General features: G+C 43.0%; 16 protein-coding genes. 10 read left to right on the top strand and 6 right to left on the bottom strand.

Features of this window, described 5'->3' with window-relative positions; genetic code table 11:
• Positions 1 to 158 precede the first annotated feature (158 nt).
• From sbcB to AC19MX_RS15365, 5 genes are all read left to right on the top strand, one after another.
• Entirely contained in the window at positions 159 to 1,574 is a 1,416-nt protein-coding gene (gene sbcB, locus AC19MX_RS15345) for an exodeoxyribonuclease I (RefSeq protein WP_498299146.1), read from the top strand.
• A gap of 46 nt (positions 1,575 to 1,620) precedes the next feature.
• Positions 1,621 to 2,517 (top strand): cytidine deaminase, encoded by an 897-nt coding sequence (gene cdd, locus AC19MX_RS15350; RefSeq protein ID WP_498299147.1) that lies wholly within the window; start codon positions 1,621 to 1,623, stop codon positions 2,515 to 2,517.
• 208 nt (positions 2,518 to 2,725) lie between these two features.
• Positions 2,726 to 5,809 carry an intermembrane phospholipid transport YdbH family protein gene (locus AC19MX_RS15355; RefSeq protein ID WP_498299148.1) on the top strand — a complete coding sequence of 1,028 codons (3,084 nt, stop codon included), beginning with the start codon at positions 2,726 to 2,728 and terminating at the stop codon, positions 5,807 to 5,809.
• 88 nt (positions 5,810 to 5,897) lie between these two features.
• The gene (locus AC19MX_RS15360) at positions 5,898 to 6,098 is read left to right on the top strand and encodes a YnbE family lipoprotein (RefSeq protein ID WP_498299149.1); all 201 of its coding nucleotides are present in this window, start codon (positions 5,898 to 5,900) and stop codon (positions 6,096 to 6,098) included.
• A 12-nt stretch (positions 6,099 to 6,110) separates the two neighbouring features.
• Positions 6,111 to 6,446 carry a YdbL family probable chaperone protein gene (locus AC19MX_RS15365; RefSeq protein WP_498299150.1) on the top strand — a complete coding sequence of 112 codons (336 nt, stop codon included), beginning with the start codon at positions 6,111 to 6,113 and terminating at the stop codon, positions 6,444 to 6,446.
• A gap of 95 nt (positions 6,447 to 6,541) precedes the next feature.
• Here the strand turns inward: AC19MX_RS15365 and AC19MX_RS15370 are convergent, their stop codons facing one another.
• From AC19MX_RS15370 to AC19MX_RS15380, 3 genes are all read right to left on the bottom strand, one after another.
• Positions 6,542 to 6,931, bottom strand: a complete 390-nt coding sequence (locus tag AC19MX_RS15370; protein WP_498299162.1) for a hypothetical protein — start codon at positions 6,929 to 6,931, stop codon at positions 6,542 to 6,544.
• 400 nt (positions 6,932 to 7,331) lie between these two features.
• Positions 7,332 to 7,955: a 2OG-Fe(II) oxygenase gene (locus tag AC19MX_RS15375; RefSeq protein ID WP_432399636.1), complete on the bottom strand. Its 624-nt coding sequence runs from the start codon at positions 7,953 to 7,955 to the stop codon at positions 7,332 to 7,334.
• A 204-nt stretch (positions 7,956 to 8,159) separates the two neighbouring features.
• On the bottom strand, positions 8,160 to 9,908 hold the full coding sequence (locus tag AC19MX_RS15380) for a SulP family inorganic anion transporter (RefSeq protein WP_498299163.1): 1,749 nt from the start codon (positions 9,906 to 9,908) through the stop codon (positions 8,160 to 8,162).
• Between the two features lie 405 nt (positions 9,909 to 10,313).
• On the opposite strand from AC19MX_RS15380, the gene AC19MX_RS15385 reads away from it, so the two are divergent.
• The 3 genes from AC19MX_RS15385 (at position 10,314) to ilvN (ending at position 14,130) form a co-directional block, all read left to right on the top strand.
• Positions 10,314 to 11,489 (top strand): multidrug effflux MFS transporter, encoded by a 1,176-nt coding sequence (locus AC19MX_RS15385; protein WP_498299164.1) that lies wholly within the window; start codon positions 10,314 to 10,316, stop codon positions 11,487 to 11,489.
• Positions 11,490 to 11,917: 428 nt separating this feature from the next.
• Positions 11,918 to 13,636, top strand: coding sequence for an acetolactate synthase 3 large subunit (locus AC19MX_RS15390; RefSeq protein ID WP_432399638.1), 1,719 nt, complete (start codon positions 11,918 to 11,920; stop codon positions 13,634 to 13,636).
• Positions 13,636 to 14,130 carry an acetolactate synthase small subunit gene (ilvN, locus tag AC19MX_RS15395; protein WP_432399640.1) on the top strand — a complete coding sequence of 165 codons (495 nt, stop codon included), beginning with the start codon at positions 13,636 to 13,638 and terminating at the stop codon, positions 14,128 to 14,130. Before AC19MX_RS15390 ends, ilvN begins: the two co-directional genes overlap by 1 nt.
• Before the next feature lie 131 nt (positions 14,131 to 14,261).
• On the opposite strand, the gene AC19MX_RS15400 is transcribed toward ilvN, so the two are convergent.
• The 3 genes from AC19MX_RS15400 to pdsO all read right to left on the bottom strand — a co-directional run bounded on the left by AC19MX_RS15400 (position 14,262) and on the right by pdsO (position 17,888).
• The gene (locus AC19MX_RS15400) at positions 14,262 to 14,873 is read right to left on the bottom strand and encodes a class GN sortase (protein ID WP_498299151.1); all 612 of its coding nucleotides are present in this window, start codon (positions 14,871 to 14,873) and stop codon (positions 14,262 to 14,264) included.
• Positions 14,874 to 14,884: 11 nt separating this feature from the next.
• A complete protein-coding gene (locus tag AC19MX_RS15405) occupies positions 14,885 to 17,044 on the bottom strand; it encodes a marine proteobacterial sortase target protein (RefSeq protein WP_498299152.1) in 2,160 nt (719 codons plus the stop codon).
• An 82-nt stretch (positions 17,045 to 17,126) separates the two neighbouring features.
• Positions 17,127 to 17,888, bottom strand: a complete 762-nt coding sequence (gene pdsO / locus AC19MX_RS15410; RefSeq protein ID WP_498299153.1) for a sortase-associated OmpA-like protein PdsO — start codon at positions 17,886 to 17,888, stop codon at positions 17,127 to 17,129.
• A 238-nt stretch (positions 17,889 to 18,126) separates the two neighbouring features.
• Between pdsO and pdsR the strand changes: the two genes are divergently transcribed.
• The gene (pdsR, locus tag AC19MX_RS15415) at positions 18,127 to 18,816 is read left to right on the top strand and encodes a proteobacterial dedicated sortase system response regulator (protein ID WP_432399648.1); all 690 of its coding nucleotides are present in this window, start codon (positions 18,127 to 18,129) and stop codon (positions 18,814 to 18,816) included.
• A 3-nt stretch (positions 18,817 to 18,819) separates the two neighbouring features.
• On the top strand, positions 18,820 to 20,991 hold the full coding sequence (pdsS, locus tag AC19MX_RS15420; RefSeq protein WP_498299165.1) for a proteobacterial dedicated sortase system histidine kinase: 2,172 nt from the start codon (positions 18,820 to 18,822) through the stop codon (positions 20,989 to 20,991).
• The last annotated feature ends 74 nt before the right edge of the window (positions 20,992 to 21,065 follow it).

A 21,065-nucleotide genomic window follows, 5' to 3' on the forward strand; every position in this document is an offset into this window, starting at 1 on the left:
AAATCGATACGACTTGTATAATTTATCTTACTTATTAAATTGAAACTAGCAAACCTATTGAGAACATAGTAAAAAATTTGCAAAATTCACGCTATTATCAATTTAAGGCTCATCAATGTTAATATGCCAGTAATCGCGAAAAGGATCTTAATTTTATTATGGCAAATGCAATTCAACCCACCCTATTCTGGCACGATTATGAAACCTTTGGTGCAAACCCGGCCAAAGATCGCCCGTCGCAATTTGCAGGGATTAGAACGGATCTCGACTTAAATATTATTGGTGAGCCAGAAAGCTTTTATTGTAAGCAATCACCCGATTATTTACCGGCCCCCGAAGCCATTCTTATTACCGGCATTACCCCACAACTGGCGAACATGAAAGGCATACCTGAAGCTGAGTTTATGCGCCGTATCAACAGCTTATTTAGCCAACCTAATACCTGTGTTGTGGGTTACAACTCGTTACGTTTTGACGATGAAGTTAGCCGCTATGGTTTTTATCGCAACTTTATTGATCCATACGGGCGTGAGTGGCAAAACGGCAATTCGCGTTGGGATATAATCGATTTAGTCCGAGCTTGCTATGCTTTTCGTCCGCAAGGCATTAACTGGCCGATGAAAGAAGATGGCTCGCCAAGCTTTAAATTAGAGTTATTAACTCAAGCAAACGGCTTAAGCCATGAAAAAGCACATGATGCGATGTCAGATGTTTACGCAACCATTGCAATGGCCAAACTCATTAAACAGCAACAGCCTAAATTGTATGAATACTATTTTAATTTGCGCCGTAAGCAAGCCGTTGCTGACCATATTGACGTATTAAAAATGCAACCTTTGGTGCATGTTAGCTCTAAAATCAGTGCGTTAAATGGCTGCACAACCTTAATTGCACCTGTGGCTTATCACCCAACCAATAAAAACGCCGTCATTTGCATTAATTTGGCCATGGATATTTCACCATTGCTCGAGTTATCCGCTCAAGAAATCAGCGACAGAATGTACACCCCACGTCATGAATTAGCAGAAACTGAGCTGGCGATACCCATAAAACAAATCCACCTCAACAAATGTCCTTTCATTGGATCGCCAAAATTACTTGACGACGAGGTGACTGCAAAATTACAGTTTGATAAAGACTTTGCTCGTGAACAATATAAACGCTTAAAAAATCATCCAGAAATACGAGAAAAGATTAACCAAGTATTTGAATTAGAGTCAGATCGCAAGCCCATTACCGATCCTGACTTGATGCTATATAGCGGCGGTTTTTTCAGTCATGCTGATAAAACCAAAATGGAAATTATTTGTCATACTGAACCGCGGAACCTAGCGGCGTTAGAGTTACAATTTGATGATCCGCGCATCAATGAAATGTTATTTCGTTTCCGGGCACGTAACTACCCAGAAACATTGTCTGATAATGAAACTCGTCGATGGCGCGATTTTTGCCAACAACGACTCTCAGATGCCGATTATGTGATTAATCTCGAAAACTTGGTCGAAGAAACCAGCGAGAATGAACACAAACAAAAGTTACTTAAAGCCCTATATCAATACTTACAGTCATTATAGTGAATTATCACTTTTACCCGATTTATTTCATTTAAGGATTAAGGGAATGCAAAATCGATTTTTAGACAGCATTACTCAGTTAGACAAACCATTAGCGACCGCGCTTGCACCATTACTGCATGAGCAATTTTGTGGCCACATCGATGCCAACCAATTTGCCATGTTAGTTAAAGCCAGCGGTAAGCCAGAAGAACAAGTGTTAATGGATTTATTACCTATTGCAGCCGCTCTGGCTAACCCACCTATCAGTGAGTTTTATGTTGGTGCTATTGCTAAAGGTGCCAGTGGCGACCTATACATGGGCGGCAACCTTGAACTACCTGGTGAAGCGCTATTTCACAGTGTACATGCAGAGCAAAGCGCCATTAGTCATGCATGGTTAAGCGGTGAAACAGAAATTGTAGACATTATTGTTAATTACAGTCCGTGTGGCCACTGTCGTCAATTTATGAATGAATTGTTCAACGGCAGTAATATCAAGATCCATCTGCCACAGCAAGAAACTAAAGCCTTATCTCATTACTTACCGTATGGCTTCAGTCCTGCCGACCTCGATGTCACCTTGCCATTATTGTGCAAACGTGAAAAAGAATTTAGCCTAAATTCTGACGACCCAATGATCATTGAAGCGGTAGATCAAGCAGGCCTGAGCTATGCGCCTTACACTGACAGTAATGCAGCAGTAGTGCTTGAAACCATGGACGGAGCGACATTCTGTGGCCGTTATGCCGAAAACGCAGCATTTAACCCATCAATGCAACCGATGCAAATGGCGTTATCGAACTTAATTAGACACAACCGCCAATACAGTGAAATTAAACGTGCTGTATTAGTTGAGTCATCTGAGGGGAAAATTAGCTTAGTGGGCGCGACTATGGATGCATTACACGCGATTGCAGCCATTGAGTTAGAACACATTGTTGTTGAACCTATGCCAACTTAACCACTGCAAAATTTACCCATAAGGCGCTTAAGAGCGCCTTTTTTATTGGTATATTGGCACGCTAAAGGGATTAATTATCTTTTATAGGGTAATTCAATCAACCTGTTAACATGCTAATCTTAAGTCAAATCAAAATTGATTTAACTACATTATTGAGCCGTAATAACGCTATAGCACAGCAATAACAGAAGCAACGAGTGAGTTACTATTGCGCATATTTACTATAAAAAGGATTTTAGTTTTTATACTGCTATGCACGGTAGGTTTAGTGTGGGCCATTATCGAACATGCAAAGCCACTGACGGTAAAACTACTCAATAGTTTACTCGCAGACAATCACATTGAAGTCCTGAATTTTGATGCTGAATACGTCTCATTGAATCATATTTATATTCCAAGACTTATCCTCAAAATTGAAGACAGCCATATCGCGGTACAAGAATTTAATCTCGAACTGCGTGACAGTATTCAAATGCTTAAAAATCAGCAATTCAATGCCGACGATATTGTCAGTATTGAAACACAAAGCGTGTATGTCGACTTAGGTGAAAGTTTTTTTATTAGGCAATCAAAGCAAACCGAAGACTCACCCGCCACCTTACAATTAAATCTCGCGAAACTCCCAACCATTAATTTAGGTAATATCACCATAAGACTCCCCGTGTTAGAGGCCGCACAAGCCAACCAACACAGCTTAACCATGGATAATCTAACCCTGTCAAAAACAGGGAAACTCAATACCGTGTGGCGTTTTGATGAGTTTCCGCTATTCAGTGTTGATGCAACACTTAGCAAACGAGCTTGGGAATTTGACACCTTGGTTGACTTAGGAGCAAGTTATCAAGGGCTTGAGTCATTAAAGAAATATTTAGACTTGTTGCATGATAAACAATTTAAGGCTAATCCAAACAGCAATAACCTATTAAGCGGCTTACACAAACAACTGACACATATACTCAACCCTATCACTGAGCAGCAATTATCGGTTCAAGGGCAATGGACCACTCACACCCAACTTAACTTAATTAATGGCGAGCTTAAGAGTCAACAATCCATACGCGATTTATCATTACATTCATCGCGTTGGCCAAGTGTCTTTTTTACGCCACAACAACCGATAAATTTTACCCTCGACATAGGTCAATACTCTGTTAACGATCCGTTCAAGGCTATGACTGACGAGCAAAAATCACTTGAAACGTTAGCGCTCAAACTCGCTATTGCACCGATCAATTATCAACTGAATCCGAGTGAGACAGACATCAACCAGTTAATGGACTTACTGATTGTTAATCCTGATAGCAAACAACACCTCAATCATATCATTCAGCAACTTCTCCCTTTATCAGAGCAACCTAACCTTGCGGTTAATATGACCGAGCCCGTTGAGGTGTTCATCCCTCTTCAACAAAACACCGCAGTAACACAAGTGGCCATACCAAACTTAACCTTAAGTCTTAATGGCTTGCGCTTAAAAACACAACTGTCATTAAGCCACATCAAGGCAAATAGCCAACAACAATGGCGCAGTGTTTTTGATTGGGATATTCAGTTAGCCTCACCACAAACAACAGAAAATCCTCAACCTATTGACCTCAAAAAATTATTAGCAAACATTGATGTTGAACAGCTTAGCGTTGAAAAAGCCTCAGTCATATTGAAAGGTACGATAAACAATGTGCAAGAAAATGATGTTAATATCGCCCTGTTCCCAAGTTCCACTGTCGCGATTGATAAACTGTACTTTACCCAGCAAGATGGTGATAAAACCATCCATAAAATTCAAAAAAATACCGCTGCGCAACTTGCCTCGTTAACATTTAATTTAGCCCAGACCTCGACCATTAAAAAAAGTCACAACCTCGATATTAAATTGGCTCCTTTTATCGTTACCGCAAAACAATTTGTCGGCCAGCAAATCGTCAGCCAAAAAAATATTAAAACAATCACCACCAATGCCAGCGCCAATCTTGCGAGCATTGACGTTCAACAAGATGTGTTATTTAGCCTAAATGACAATGAAAATATCGAACAAGCCATTGCTCGTTGGTTACAAACCCCAACAACAAACCAGATTGTATGGAGCATTAATCAACTTGATGCCGTTAAACAGGTTGGCAAAAGTCGTCGCCAACCCTTGCTTGCACTTAACAGTGTTAATTTGCAGCAACAACTTAATTTGTCAAAAGGCTTATTGGTGGGCAGTGAGCAATGGCAATTAGATACCCTAGCATTAAGCAGTTACCATTTATTAAAGTTTGCCGATGCCAAAAGCCCTCTTTCACTGGCAGGCCAATGGACATTTGACACCGACATTGAGAAGGCGCTTAACATTCTTAAAAAAGTGCAGCCATTACCCGACAACTTCAACCTTCAAGGTCACAGCCGCTTAGTCGCTGGTTTTGCGCTGAGCGAACTCAATAACAGCAGTCAATTTGAAATGAAAATTCAGCAACAACTTTCATCGTTGTCTGGCCGCTTAGCTGACAAGTCATTTATTGGTGGCGATGTGTTTGCACAGTGCCAATTTAACTGGCAACAGCAGCACGATAAACCCAACACTCCGCTGGCAGAGCAACACTTTGCCCAAAGTCAATTAGTGTGTCCTCAAACAGCCATTAGCTTACAAAAAGCCAATGTGGGTTTATTAATGACTAACCTCAACATCAATGCCAATATTGAATTAACCAAAGATGGCAATAAAGTGCCCGACAATTGGCTACAACAAATCACTGGACTCAGTGAAACCAACGTCAGTTTAACAGCCAGTGGCGACATGCTCGACGGCCGCTTTTTACTGCCAGAATTTGTGCTTAAGTTGCATGATAAATCCCATGGCTACCTTTTATTACAAGGGTTAAGTTTAGCCAAGTTTTTAGAAGAACAACCTCAAGTCGGTGTAAAAGCCAGCGGTCTATTTGATGGCGTACTCCCTGCTGAACTTGTCGATGGTAAAGTGACGATTGCGGGCGGGAAACTCGCGGCTCGTAAGCCCGGTGGATTAATTGAAGTGGCAGGAAATCCAGCAATGGATCAACTGGCCCTATCTCAGCCTTATTTGGAATTAGTGTTTACCGCACTGGAGCATCTTAACTACACTGAGTTATCGAGTACTTTTGATATGAACCCAAACGGTGATGCCTTTATTCATGTGGGGGTTAAAGGAAAAAGTCGCGACATTGAGCGCCCTGTTCATCTGAACTACGACCACCAAGAAAACCTTATTCAGTTATACAAAAGCACTCAAATAGGCAACCAATTGCAAAACAAAATTGAAACCAAGGTTCAGTAGCATACGCTCAATAACACAAGCTCAATAACACAAGCTCAATAACACAAGTTGCATAACATCCGTCAAGTCGCATTAGAAGGAAATACAGGTGAAATACTCGTCGATATACATTGTTAGTATCAGTACCCTGCTAGGCTCATTGTTGCTCTCAGGTTGCACACCCACGGTGAAAATTGAGCCGCCCGACAAACCTATTGTGATTAATCTTAATGTCAAAATCGAACATGAGATTAGGATCAAAGTCGATAAAGAGTTAGACACTTTGATTGAAAATGATGAGTTATTTTAGGCGGAGAATACAATGAAATCTTCATTCGCTATCGTGACGCTACTGTGCGCCACTAGTCTATTATGGTGTTCAAATGTGTTGGCTGCAGTGACCTTACAACAAGCCAAAGCATCGGGCTGGGTAGGAGAGCAAACCAATGGCTATTTAGGCGTGGTGGTGGATAGCCAAGAAACGCAAACATTGGTGTTAGCAGTAAACGAGAAACGTAAGAAGTATTACCTGGTGATTGCAGAGCGTAACCACATAAAACTGGATACGGTTGCTAAGCTTGCTGCACAAAAAGCCATACAAGCAGCTGATACCGGCCATATAATACAAACGCCACAAGGAAAATGGCTAACTAAGTAATGCTTAATTAACGACATGTCCACTCGCGGCGTATTCTATTGATGGACGGCACCATCGATACTTTCAGGCAATACCAGTATTACATGGTTGCCGTATTACATTGTTGCCATAGTCCAGTAATCTAAACGTTTTTGTGGATCATCAACTAATGTCTTGCAAGCGTCTTTATACTGAGCCATTAAACCACCAAGGTTGTTTGAGCCAGCGAGCTTTTTCACTTGGGCTTGTTTAGCTGCAGCCACATCTTTTTCAACTTGCTCTGCCCCGCGATATTTACTGGCAAGCGTTTGCGCATCACTTGCAGAGGTCTTTAGACGTTCGCCTACCGCTTTCATTTGTGGTGCATTCATTGCAGCAATAGCTTCAGAGCTAATTTGGTAATACGCAGCACATTCAATTAATTCATTAGTAAAAGCTTTTTCGGCAGCATCTTCTGCAAACGAAACCGTGCTGAAGCACACAAATGATGAAGCCAAAATCCACATAGCTGGTTTGAACATTCTGTTGTCTTCCTTATATAAAATAGTGTGTTATTTTATCGTCTCGCTCGCCAAGACCTAAATCATCATCTAAAAAAAATGACTACTTACGCGTTTAACATATAAACAGTCAACGTCGTGAGAGTTTTGCTGCGATTAATAAAATTTGAATTACCACAACATCAGCAGATGGTGAATACGATATATATCACATTATCGTATATCAATAGTGACTAAATTGAAAAGCATCACTGCAGGCACGCAGTTGATTTATTGTAAGAGAACATGGCAACGATGGCGGCTTACAAAAAATAGCAGATTGATATCAATGAAAATAGCGTGTTATAAAACACAGATAATCGTTATCTACATCATTATCTGTGTCTTAATGATAACCCATTAACGATTAAAAGCCGTGGTTAGCGTTACTGACCCTAAACCAACCGGCAATACTCTTACGCGTTTTAAACGTTGGGCGCACTTCGTGAGGAAATCGCTCACTCAAAAACAGCACTAGCGTACCAATTTGCGGATTAACCACATCGAGTTGTTGGTCAAGCTCATCGTAAATCACCAACTCACCACCGTCGCTTTCTTGCCATTCTGGATTCAAGAAAAATACCGTCGACAAAATTCGATTTTGGCTACCGTGCAATGCATCAACATGTTTTTTATAAAATGCACCAGGCTCGTAAACGGCATAATGGCTTTCAAAATCGAACAGCCCCATAAATAAGCGTCGATTTAAGCCCTCTTTTAGTTGATCCATAATCGACAAGTATTCGCGATCGGTATGATCTTGATTGTCTAACCAACTAATTTTATCCGAGCGAATTTCGGTATTGATTTGTTGTTCAATACCTCGACCAATTGCCGCGTCTTTAAAATTAATATCTTGCTCAGCTTGCATTTTTTCAAGCAAGGCTAAGCTTACATAATCAGGAATGATGTCAGATAAAAGAATGTATCCTTTATCGACTAACGCATCTGCGATCACATCCAGCATTGCTTCACTTACTTGCGAAACCATACATGCCACATCCAAACAGAAAGACTACGCTTTTTACTTTACTTAAGGACTCAGAAAGGAAGTTAAGAGTCTGATTTTCGAGGGGGCGTCATTAAAAGGTATGATTGCCATACCTCAATTATTTAGGGCGATTCTATAGAATAAAACCGCCCCAGACAACACATATTAAAAACAATATAAATCAACAACTTAATGTTAACTCTATTAAATTTGACTGTGAAGTAAAACCGACTGATTGTCTGCTGTATTTTCTGCTGTATTGTCTTCAGTCGTTGTGGGTTCTACGGTGGCAGCCAAATGGCTTTGATGTAACCTTAATGCCAAATATAAATCTGAGCGTATTGTGATACCGTCGTCACCTGACACCATGTCAGTTTGTTCAAACCAACTGATTAACTGCCGTTTTCTGCCCGCTAACACCAAGCTTACGCCGCGTTTACGTAATAATGCCTCAATGTCTGTCAACATGGCCATCACACTCAAATCTAAATGTGTAAAGCACGGCACTGCATCAATAATCACACAATCAACAGGTTCGAGTTGATTCTGACGAGCAAAACGCTCAAGTAACCTGCGTTTAAAGTAAGTTGAATTAAAGTAAGTTAGCGGTGAATTAAACCGATAAATAAACACACCGGGTACTGCCGCCGCTTTATCGCTGCCATCAATACTACGAATAATTCCTTTGAAATCAAGGCCTAACACTTGATCTGTTGGGCGCATCACGGTGCGTAGAAATTGAAATAAACCCAGTAATACTGCAAGCGTGATACCTGGGATAACACCAATAAATAACACCGCAAATAAGGTTGTCAGCGCGAGGTAAAATGCTTGACGATCGCGCAAACGTAACACCCAAATCGCTTTAAAATCGATAAGGTGTATTGATGCTATGACCAACACTACACCTAGTGCAGCACTGGGGATGTATTCAAGTGGTGCGGTTAGAAATATCGCCACTATCGCAATTAATACCGCGGCAATAATCGACACAAGTTGGGTCTTACCGCCATTAGCATCATTTACGGCAGTGCGAGAATCTGCACCACTGACAGCAAAACCTTGCGATAACGCCGATGCAATATTGGCTAAACCTAAGGCTTTAAATTCTTTGTCTGCATCAATGTCGTAACCGTTTTTAGCGGCAAAACTTCGAGCCGTAAGCATCATGCTAACAAAGCTGACCATCGCTAAGTTCAGTGCAGGCATCACCAGTTCACGCGCGATACCAATATTAAATGCAGGGGTTTGAAATGACGGTAAACCACCCGTCACAGAGCCAATGACCGCGATATCGTATTGGGTAAGCTTAAAGCCCCACACCAACAACGCACCAACGGCAATGGCAAACATGGACGCTGGCCAAGTGGGTTTAATCCGTTTCATCACAAAGTAAACAATCACAGTTAATACTGCCATTAACAATGTAGGCACATGAGTTTGTGACAAGTAGCTTGGTGCCCCGCCTAAACGTTCTAACAGGTATTTTTCATCGAAGGTAAAGCCAAATATTTTTGAGAACTGGCCAACAATAATGGTAATCGCGACCCCGTTAAGCAGGCCCATTAAAATCGGTTTTGATAAAAAATCGGCCAACACGCCTAACTTAAACCGACTGGCAATTAAACACCAAAAACCGGTCATCACCGTCATGGTCATTACAAGTTGCCAATGCATTAAACTGTCGCCCGCAGCAAGGGGAGTAACCACCGCGGCAATCACCGCACAGGTGGCGGCATCAGGGCCAACAATAAGTTGTCTTGATGTACCAAACAAGGCGTAAACTAGCATAGGTAATACGCAAGAATACAGCCCAACGGCAGCATTAACCCCAGTTAATTGGGCATAAGCGATAGCCACGGGTAATGCCACAGCAGCAACAGATAACGCGGCGGTAACATCGTCTTTGAGCCAGCTTCTCTCATAACGAGAAAAGGTCTCTAAACCAGGCATAAACGCATACAATCGACTCAGAAACACAACGACCCCACCACATTGACTTTGATTGTTATCATAGATTTATTTCAAAATAATTACGACACATTCAATCGCGCTAAACAGGTAAATTTTTGTTAACCCAGATAAATTGATAATGCCCTACGCAAAACCTTAGCACCTCATGTGCAAAAAAAGTTGCGCATAATTAGGCAAATCTAGCACTAAAAGGTGGGCCCTTGTAGAGTAGACTATGCCAAATTCGCTTACAAATATGACGGCTCTCCCGCCCTAGTTACATGCTAAACTGTTACCTCTTTGCACACTGTTCGTATTTTTCGTTTTTCTGCTTTCGAGGTTTATGTGGTAACGCCAGTAAAATCAACGTCATCGTCCATCAATACCGGTATTCCTAATTTGGCCATGCTGATCCCTATGTTGGCTGCTATTGTGGCGATTACCCCTTTAGCGATCGACATGTATTTACCGGCAATGTCGGTGTTGGCACTGGGCTTTGACACCAGTATTACCACGGTGCAACAGTCTTTAAGTATTTATTTAGCAGGTTATGCCTTAGGCATGCTCACTTTTGGTCCATTAGCAGATAAAATCGGCCGCCGACCATTAGTGATTTTTGGCTTATCCGGATTTACGGTTATTAGTTTACTCATTGCCTTGAGTACCAGTATTGAGCAATTTTTAATTCTACGATTTGCCCAGGCATTTATTGGTGCTGCAGCCACGGTCGTAGTGCCAGGCTATATAAAAGAAGTGTACGGCGACAATACGGCTAAAGGCATGTCTTATGTCAGTTTAATTATGATGTTGGCCCCATTGCTTGCTCCAACGCTAGGCAGTCTCATTATGGAGCTAGGCGACTGGCATTTAATCTTTCTAAGTCAAAGTTGTTATGCCATCATCTTGTTAGCACTGGTGCTGTTTAAATTAAAAATGCCCAGTGATAAAGATGCTGATAGTCGCAGTCAAAAATCTTTTCTTCGGGCCTATTACACCGTATTTGCAAGGGATGGCGTCAAGCTCAATATTACCAGTGGCGTATTAACGTCATTTGCCTTTTTTTGCTATTTAACCGCATCCCCGTTTATCTATATGGAAGTCTTCAATTTAGATAAATCACTCTTTGCGATCCTATTCAGCACTAACGTTGGCGCTCTGATGCTGGCAAACATTGTTAACTCAAGAATTGTCAGTCGCTATGGCTCAAAACGCATGTTGCACGTCTCGACATTTTTTGGCGTGATTGCCGCTTGCGGTTTATTGATGGTTAATCTGCTGGATTTAAGCTACCACTTTACAGTGTTGATGCTCATCCCCTTAATGGGCTCACTTGGGGTGATGTCGGTGAATGCTGATGCCATTGTATTATTAAAATTCAAACAAGAAACCGGTACAGCGACTGCTGTCATTGGTACTCTGCGTTTTGGATTTGGTGCAACCGCAGGGCCTTTACTGGCCTATTTTTACGATGGCAGTGCTGTGCCCTTCTCTGCACTCATGCTTTGTGCCATTTTGCTTGTGGGTGTATGCCAATTTTTACAATCTCGTTTACCTAAAAGCCGTATACAAACACCTCTCTAATATTCGGCTTTCATAGAGACTTTCATAAAAGTCACATAGACTAATTCTAACATTTTGGCCATCACATCGATGGCCATCATTGTTTATTTAAGGTGGAAATATCAAAGCATCAAAAGCAAATAAGAAAATAAGCCCACAAAACCGCCTATCAAAACCGCCTATCAAAACCGCCAGTAAAAAATCATAAACATGAAATGATTTCAACCTTGAAAAATATTTAACTAAAGAGCTTGCGGTAAAATTTAATTTACATAAGATAGATGTCAGTGACTCATCTGGGTTGCTGAATGAACAAGTCATTGAATTTAGCGACTGTTAAATTCAATCGTCGAGTTTGAATTACCGTTCAAACTTATTTTTAAAGCGATTACCGTCGTTGTATAACAAGATACTGTTTACCATACGGTAACTTAAAAAGGACTCATTTCATGGAAAAGCTTTCTGGCGCGAGTATGATCGTGCGCTCTCTAATCGATGAAGGCGTAAGCCACATCTTCGGTTATCCCGGTGGTTCAGTTTTAGACATCTATGATTCTCTTCATAAAATTCCCGGCATGGAACACATTCTTGTACGTCATGAACAAGCGGCTGTGCACATGGCAGACGGTTACGCTCGTGCTACAGGTAAAGTCGGGGTCGTACTTGTCACCTCTGGCCCAGGCGCAACTAACGCCATTACCGGCATTGCCACCGCTTACATGGATTCAATCCCGTTAGTTGTGTTATCAGGTCAGGTACCGAGTAACCTTATTGGTAATGATGCATTCCAAGAATGCGACATGATTGGCATTTCACGCCCTGTGGTTAAACACAGTTTTTTAGTCAAAGATGCCAAAGATATTCCTGAAATTGTCAAAAAAGCCTTTTTCATCGCATCGACAGGCCGCCCAGGCCCGGTTGTTATTGATATCCCTAAAGACTGTTTAAGCCCAGATATACTTCACGATTACATTTATCCAGACAGCGTTAAAATGCGCTCTTATAACCCGACAACGACAGGCCATAAAGGCCAAATCCGCCGAGGATTACAAGCCTTATTAGCCGCTAAAAAACCTGTGTTATATGTGGGCGGCGGCGCGGTGATATCGGGTTGCGATGCACAAATCCTTAAACTAGCAGAACGCTTGAACATTCCTGTCATCAGTACCTTAATGGGCTTAGGCGCGTTCCCTGGTACTCATAAGCAAAGTTTAGGCATGCTTGGTATGCACGGGCTTTATGAAGCCAACATGGCGATGCATAACACCGATTTAATTTTTGGTATCGGTGTCCGTTTTGACGACAGAACCACTAACAATGTCGATAAATACTGTCCAAACGCCACCATTTTACACATCGATATAGATCCCTCTTCAATCTCTAAAACGGTACGCGTCGATATTCCGATTGTAGGTTCAGCTGATAATATCCTAGACAGTATGCTAGAGCTGTTAGATGAATCCAGCGAAACCAACGATGCTGATGCACTTGCCATATGGTGGCGCGAAATTGACATTTGGCGCTCACGTAAAAGCTTAGAGTTTGATCGCACCAGCGACCGAATTAAGCCGCAACAAGTGATTGAAACACTCTATAAATTAACCAATGGTGATGCCTATGTTGCCTCTGATGTCGGTCAACACCAAATGTTTGCCGCCTTATATTACCCATTTGATAAGCCACGTCGTTGGATTAACTCTGGTGGTTTAGGCACCATGGGATTTGGTTTACCTGCGGCTATGGGCGTTAAGATGGCATTTCCTGATGAAACCGTAGTGTGCGTCACCGGTGACGGTTCGATCCAGATGAACATTCAAGAGCTATCAACTGCATTGCAATATGATACTCCAGTTAAAATCATTAACTTAAACAACCGTTTCCTAGGCATGGTTAAGCAATGGCAAGACATGATTTACTCAGGTCGCCATTCACAATCTTATATGGACTCTGTGCCTAACTTTGCCAAAATTGCTGAAGCGTATGGCCATGTCGGCATGAACATCAATCACCCTGATGAGCTTGAATCAAAACTAGCTGAAGCCTTAGCAATGAAAGACAAGTTAGTGTTTGTCGATATTAGCGTAGACGAAACTGAACACGTTTACCCTATGCTCATCCGCGGCGGCGCGATGAACGAAATGTGGTTAAGCAAAACGGAGAAAAGCTAATGCGTCGTATTATTTCTGTATTACTTGAAAACCAACCAGGTGCATTGTCACGCGTTGTAGGGCTTTTTTCTCAGCGCGGTTATAACATCGAAAGCTTAACCGTGGCGCCAACGGAAGACACCACGCTATCACGCCTCAACATTACCGTGATTGCCGATGAAACCGTGTTAGAACAAATTGAAAAGCAATTGCATAAGCTTATCGATATCTTAAAAGTCGCTAACATTACCGAAGCGGCGCACATTGAGCGTGAAATCGCATTAGTCAAAGTGAAAGCACAGGGTGAGCAACGCGAAGAAGTGAAACGTACTGCGGATATTTTCCGTGGTCAAATTGTCGATGTCACGCCCAACTTGTACACCATACAAATGGTGGGAACCAGCGACAAGATCGATGCGTTTATACACGCTTTAGGTGACACTACAAAAGTGATTGAAATATCGCGCTCTGGTGTTGTCGGCTTAGCACGCGGCGAAAAGTGCATGCGGGCTTAACTTAATTAGTACCAATACATTTTAAATGATAAAAATCCGCCTTTATGGCGGTTTTTGTTAACACGGCAATAAGTACATATTAAACGGCCAAAACTAAGACTTTTCGGCCGATATCCCTTCAATATTATGAACTACACCATAGGTCTAGCTTCAACGATATAGCGATATTCAGCATTGCCCGCTAACTGATCAAATGGATAACAGGTAATTAAGGTTAGCTTGCTGCTTTCTGTTTGCTCCAGTACTTCCGTGGCGGTTTCGTGTACCACTTGCGTGGCGGTAATTTGGTACACCTGTAATTGCCCTGTGGCGCTGTAAAGCTCAATCATGTCACCGACATTAACATACTGTAAGCGCATAAAATGGCTGTCGCGGTGTCCGGCAATAATCATATTGCCCTGCTCGCCAACACCTGCCCCAGCTAACATCAAGCTTGGCCCAAAGGCGAGATTTCGGCCTGAAGCCCCAGCAAGCACGTATAAATCCTGGCCAAGTGGCTGCTGCCCTCCTTGTGCATTGTGTTGCAGTAAACGCATTTTGGCGACCGGGTGCGTGTCGGCCCATGACCAGGGCTTATGGGGCTGATTATCCACCAGCGTTTGTTCAAATGCGCGCTCAATTAAAAACTGGGCAAAATGGGCTTTAGCTTGCATATATCCTCCTTGAACAATGAGCCCAAGGCCCACCAGTATTATCAGCGCCATAACCCAAAAATGTGTTTTGGCGTGTAGAGATGGCTTCATTATTTATCTCCTTAAACATTCGTATCAATTACCAATACCTGGCCAGGTAAGCGCTGTCTAAGCCACAAAAAGTGCAAGATACCTAAGCCCAATAAGCTAAATCCAATCAATAACCATAAGCGGCTCGATGTCGCGGTTTGCGGTAAAATTTGTGCCTGATTACCCACTTGTAACCCGTGAGGCAAATGTGATTGCACATTGGCATCAATAGTCGTGTCACTCATTGGGTTTACGGGGGTCACATCGACGGCAACTAAGCTGGTTTGGCTGGTCACTAAATGGTATTGCATGCCTAAGGCTTCGACTTGCTTATTCACTCGTGGGCCGCTGGCGGCATTTTTATGTAACTCCAATGCGGTAATTTGTGCATTCGCCCATAAAAGATCTATACCTCTTGCTGGTTGATTATCAGTAAAATCAAGTTGTTGCTGCCAGTATTGACCATTAATATTGCCCGATACAATCATCGGCTGTAGTAACTGGCTTGGTGATTTAATACTGACCCACAACGGCTCGTTTTGATATAAGTCGCTAATGGTCGATGGCCAGTAATCCGGTACACTACCGTCGAGGTAATACAGACCAATATTGGTTAAAACCGGTTGTTCGATTTTAGTCAGTAGTTGCTCAATTTTTTGTTGCACTTCGGTTTCTTTACCAATGTAGGTAAAGGTGCCTCGGCCCATGCTGGCTGCTCGGCGCATAAAGTCTGAATTGGGCGCCGAACCAATGCCAACGGTAAAAAAGCGACTGTCACCCAGTTGATCGCTAATTAATTGATACAACTGCTGCTCATTACTGACCGCACCGTCGGTCATAAATATCACCTGGCGCAATAAAGATTCGCCGCGCGCATTAACCGATTCACTTTGCAAAGTGTCGACTAATGCAGCTTGGATAGCTGGCGCCATTTCTGTGCCACCATCGGCCTCGAGCGTCGAGATAAAACGATTTGCTAAGCCCAAATTATGGCTATTGGCCGTTAATGGCACAGGGGACAATAAACTGATGTCTTGATTAAACTCGATAATATTAAAGGTATCGATATCGCGCAGCCCAGCAATCGCAAATTGCAACGCTTGTTTGGCTTGAACAATGGATTGCCCAGACATAGACCCCGATGTATCAATCACTAAAATCAATTCGCGGCCGATTAAATGCTGCTCGCTCACTTCAACACTTGGCGGCATTAACATCACTAATGAATACACGCTTTGATCACCCGCGGTGGTGGTAATATTGTCGTCTGGATTAACCGCTACGGTATGGGTTTTACCGGTTTGATAAAAGGTTGCCGCTTGCGGTAGCCCGCCAACATCAGCTTGCCACTGCAACACAAAATCACGATCGGCAATTTGCTTACCTTCAAAACTCACCGTATAACGTTGGCCACTCACACTTTGCTTAATAGGGTGATACAGACTGTTAATGGTATTTAGCGTAAAACCTGCATCAATGGTAATTTGCATATTGACATTAATGCCCTGGGTGTTGCTGGTTTCAGCGACCGTATTTGGCAACACGGTTGGGTCAATATAGGCTATCGCTAATGCCTGTTTGTCTTTGTTGCTGGTATTGTCTGGGTGATAACGTGGCGTAATGGCCATTGGAAAGCGCAAACTAAACAGGCCGTCGTTAAAGTCCAATGTTTGTTGGTAACTGAGCTCCACCACTAATTGATCGTGCGGGCCTAAGTTTGCCACTTCTGAGGTGAAAATATTTCGGCGCTGTTGTTGCAATAAACTCGCTTGTTTGCCTTGTTTTTTGGCCGTTTCAAAGGTTTTTATCGCTTGTTTTTTGGGTTGAACTTGCCCCGCTATGATTTTATCGCCAATACGCAGTTGCATGCTATCTACGGCAGCATTTTCAGGTAATGGGAACACATATCGGCCATTAAGCCATTGGTCTGAATCGTTAATAAATACTTGCTTAACCGTCACGCGATTCAGTAAACCAGACACATCCATACTCACTTGCGTGTCCATCGCCAAAGCTTGTATCACTTTATCTTTAGCAAAATAAACCAAGGTACCTTGAGTAATATCCTCATCGGTTGCACCTGACGGTGAGGCTTGCACTGTGGCAGTAAAAATAACCAACAACACACTAATAAACCACTTTTGATAACCCAATGGGTTCGATAAACACGACATACGAGATAACCAGCACATAGCAGCTCCTTGCTCTATTACGCATGCTCTCTAAGCATTGGCGTAACAGAGTCGGTATTAAAATAAAATGAATAACAATCGATTAGTTTGCGGCTAGCTCGGCACCTGGAGACATTAACGTCAGGGTGACTCTGCGATCGAAAAAGTCATTTTCGTGGTTTTGCTCAGTATGTAATGGTGACGTTGCACCATAAGCTCTGCCTTGTAGACGTTGGCTGTCGATACCCTGCACGACTAAGTATTGGGTCACTTCTGCTAAACGTTGCTCAGACAACGCCTGGTTATATTGGTCTGCGCCTCGGCGGTCAGCATAGCCGGTTAAATCAATGGTCAGCTCAGGTGATAAGGTCATCATATAAGCCACATTATCTAACTGCTGTTTAAACAAAGGCTCTATTTGGCTCGAACCCGTTTTAAATTGCACATTCATGCCGATGGTCAATTCATTAAGCGTTTGTTGTTGATTGGCATTGAGCTCTGCGAGGTTCGTTTGTAACTGATAATACTTTTCAGACACTTGCACTAACTCTTGCTGCTGCAAATCCATTGCAATAAGTTGCTGCTGCGTTTCAACCAATTCATGTTCTTGTTTTACCAGTTGTTGGTTTTTATCGGCAATCTCTGCTTCATCACCCACCGTTTTACCAATCATGGTGCCAGTGAAAGCCCCAATAATAGCGCCAACAGGGCCGGCGATGACCGCACCTAATAATATGCCTGAGCTTAACCCGACTAATTCTTCTGTGTGCTCGCGCTCTTCTTGAGGCTCAGCCACAACGGCCCATGAGGTGTGAGGTAATAAAATTGCGCTGATAATAGTGGCGGCGATAAGTTGCTTTTTCATAATGAGTCCCTTTTAGCAATGATGTGTAAAGTGAAAGTCATTGAGTTAACGTGCAACCTCATAACTTTATGCCGTTATTAAACAATATATAAATGGCTTTATTGGGGAGCAAAAGTGGCAATGTGGCGATCAAATGTGGCAACAATATGGCAATTGGCATTAGCGGCTTTTTTGGTTAATAAAATCCTGTATAGTCAGCACTATATCTATTTATGTCCCTATTGATTGAAGTCACGCCATGAAACGAATTGCCATTGTTGAAGATGAAGCGGCTATCCGCGAAAATTACAAAGATGTGCTGCAACAACAAGGTTACAGCGTCCAAGCTTATGCCAATCGTCCATCTGCGATGCTGGCGTTTAATGCGCGCCTGCCCGATTTAGCCATTATTGATATTGGTCTTGAACATGAAATAGATGGTGGTTTTACTCTGTGCCAGGCACTGCGAGCCATGTCGAGCAGTTTGCCGATTATTTTTTTAACCGCGCGAGACAGTGATTTTGACACCGTTTGCGGCTTGCGTTTAGGCGCCGATGATTACTTAACTAAAGATGTCAGCTTTCCACATTTACTCGCCCGAATAGCCGCGCTGTTTCGCCGTTCTGAGCTGATTGGCTCAAGCCCAATAGAAGACAACTTACTCGAGCGAGGCCATTTAACCATTGATGGCAACCGCATTCAGGTGTACTGGAAAACCCAACCCATTGAACTCACCGTTACCGAGTTTTGGATGGTACATGCTATGGCCAAACACCCGGGGCATGTGCGTAGCCGCCAAGACTTAATGCAAGAAGCCAAGATTTATGTCGACGACAGTACAATTACCTCCCACGTAAAACGTATCCGTAAAAAGTTTATCGCTATCGACACTGAATTTGATTGTATCGACACGGTTTACGGCATGGGTTATCGCTGGGACAATATTTAATTGATGTACTTACCTTTAGGGCTACGAGCCAAAGTCGTTATCTTGTCACTCTTTTTACTCTGCCTCCCCTGGCTTGGGTACGAGTACGTATGGGAGATGGAAAAATACCTACGTCATGGTCAGGAAAAAACCCTTGAAGGCACAACACAAGCACTCGCAACCGCATTACACGAACGCCCAAAACTGTTTGACAACCAGGCCAGTTTTTTAAATCAGGTTGAAAAAGGCCGCGACTTATATGCCTATCCCATTGCCGGCCCCATTCAGCTAGACGGGAAATTAAGCGACTGGGACTTATACCAACATCGCACATTAAATTACGCCGATAACCACCTGATCTATCAGCGTAATGAAGCCGAACCTATCAATATCAGTTTTACTCACATGGTGGGGAAATACGGCGGTTATTTGTATGGCTTTTTCCAGGTTAGAGACCCTGAAGTGGTGTTTCGTAGCCGTAAAAGTTTACGGGTCGACAGAAACGATCATTTAGTGATGGCCACGCAATCACCAGACGGCCAATTTAGACGCTACATTATTGCTAATACCAAAAGCGGTTGGCTCAGTGCATTTGAATTGCCAGCCGATCCGACGCAATCAACCCCGGTAGAGCCAGAGTCGCGGATTCAGGGGCAATGGCTGCAAACAGACCAGGGATATAACATCGAATTCAGATTACCCCTCACCATGGTGGGCAGTAAACTCGGCTTTGCTATTCATAATGTGAACGATGCCAATACTCGTCAGTTAGTCAATGTTATTGGTACTTCTGCCACCGATTCCGTTGCCAGTTTAGGCACGGTACTCGTGCCCTCGCCTGAAATAGAAAGCATCATTAAAGGCATGAGCCACAACAGCTCGCGTATTTGGGTGGTCGATAATCATGGACGAGTGCTCGCTAAATCGGGCGATATTCGCACCTCCTCTAACACCTGGGCAGACGATTTAGACGTGAGCCAGTCCAGCTCATTTTGGCAAGGTATTAAGCAGAACTACATATTGCCCTTGTACTACAAAATACTCACCCGACCACCACAAGATTTTATCGACTCACTGCAAGACTCAACCGAGCTTACGGGCAGCCACATTGAAAAAGCCTTAAGCGGTAAACAAGGTTCAACCTGGCGCTTAACCCCCGACAATAAAGCGGTAGTGTTAGCGGCAGCTAGCCCGATTTGGATTGACGATAAAGTGATGGGTGTAGTGATAGCAGAAGAAACCACTCATGGCATTCGCAGCTTACGTAACCGTGCCCTTGAAAAACTGTTCAACGTTATTTTAACCATTATGAGCATGGGTACGCTGGCCTTGTTTATCTTTGCCTCGAGTATTTCGAGTCGCATACGCAGTTTGCGCGACCAAGCCGAACTGGCTATCGACAGCCAGGGCCGCGTACGCCAGCAAATTGAGGCATCTAAAAATCGTGACGAAATTGGCGATTTATCACGCAGTTTCTCTAGTATTGTCAGTCGCCTAGGTCAATATACCCATTACCTTGAAAACATGTCGTCGCGCTTGTCGCACGAGTTACGTACGCCAGTCGCTGTGGTGCGCAGTTCGCTTGAGCATTTAGGTTTACAACAACTTGATGACCAATCGCAAAAGTACGTTAATCGTGCCCAGGAAGGGGTCAACCGTCTGCACTTAATCTTAAATAATTTAAGTGAAGCCACCCGATTAGAAGCCAGTTTAACTCAAGCAGAAAGCTGCCGATTCTCGCTTAAAAAAGTCATTAGTGGCTGCATGCAAGGTTATCAACTCACTTATCCTGAGCAATTGTTTACCGTCCACATAGAAGACAAAACCATGCAATGCCAGGGGGTACCTGAATACATTGCCCAATTAATGGATAAGCTGATTAATAATGCGATTGAGTTCAGTGACACAGGCACCGCCATCACGGTTAGCCTGACGCAATACCATAAGCAAGCCATCTTAAAAGTCACTAATATCGGGCCCTTGTTACCCAAAGACATGAACAGCCAAATTTTTGAATCCATGGTGTCTATTCGGCCGCAAGGCGTGAATGGCAAGCCCCATTTGGGCCTAGGTTTGTACATTGCGAGGTTAGTGAGCGATTTTCATCATGGCACGATTAAAGCCACTAACATTACCGAAAATGACCTTAATGGCGTTGAAATCTGTTTAACCTTACCGTTAAGTGATGAAAAATAGTCAAGCTTGCTCATTTGGCAGTTTTATTTAAATGACTTGGTGCTAGGATGGTACAAAGATGACATCACTTATTG

The sequence above is a fragment of the Shewanella sp. MF05956 genome (genome assembly GCF_059758055.1).

Excerpts from the sequence above, each read along its gene's own strand:
- sbcB (WP_498299146.1), top strand. The coding sequence starts at position 159 with ATGGCAAATGCAATTCAACCCACCCTATTCTGGCACGATTATGAAACC.
- cdd (WP_498299147.1), top strand. The coding sequence starts at position 1,621 with ATGCAAAATCGATTTTTAGACAGCATTACTCAGTTAGACAAACCATTA.
- AC19MX_RS15365 (WP_498299150.1), top strand. The coding sequence starts at position 6,111 with ATGAAATCTTCATTCGCTATCGTGACGCTACTGTGCGCCACTAGTCTA.
- AC19MX_RS15370 (WP_498299162.1), bottom strand. The coding sequence starts at position 6,931 with ATGTGGATTTTGGCTTCATCATTTGTGTGCTTCAGCACGGTTTCGTTT.
- AC19MX_RS15375 (WP_432399636.1), bottom strand. The coding sequence starts at position 7,955 with ATGGTTTCGCAAGTAAGTGAAGCAATGCTGGATGTGATCGCAGATGCG.
- AC19MX_RS15380 (WP_498299163.1), bottom strand. The coding sequence starts at position 9,908 with ATGCCTGGTTTAGAGACCTTTTCTCGTTATGAGAGAAGCTGGCTCAAA.
- AC19MX_RS15385 (WP_498299164.1), top strand. The coding sequence starts at position 10,314 with ATGCTGATCCCTATGTTGGCTGCTATTGTGGCGATTACCCCTTTAGCG.
- AC19MX_RS15390 (WP_432399638.1), top strand. The coding sequence starts at position 11,918 with ATGGAAAAGCTTTCTGGCGCGAGTATGATCGTGCGCTCTCTAATCGAT.
- ilvN (WP_432399640.1), top strand. The coding sequence starts at position 13,636 with ATGCGTCGTATTATTTCTGTATTACTTGAAAACCAACCAGGTGCATTG.
- AC19MX_RS15400 (WP_498299151.1), bottom strand. The coding sequence starts at position 14,873 with ATGAAGCCATCTCTACACGCCAAAACACATTTTTGGGTTATGGCGCTG.
- AC19MX_RS15405 (WP_498299152.1), bottom strand. The coding sequence starts at position 17,044 with ATGTGCTGGTTATCTCGTATGTCGTGTTTATCGAACCCATTGGGTTAT.
- pdsO (WP_498299153.1), bottom strand. The coding sequence starts at position 17,888 with ATGAAAAAGCAACTTATCGCCGCCACTATTATCAGCGCAATTTTATTA.
- pdsR (WP_432399648.1), top strand. The coding sequence starts at position 18,127 with ATGAAACGAATTGCCATTGTTGAAGATGAAGCGGCTATCCGCGAAAAT.
- pdsS (WP_498299165.1), top strand. The coding sequence starts at position 18,820 with ATGTACTTACCTTTAGGGCTACGAGCCAAAGTCGTTATCTTGTCACTC.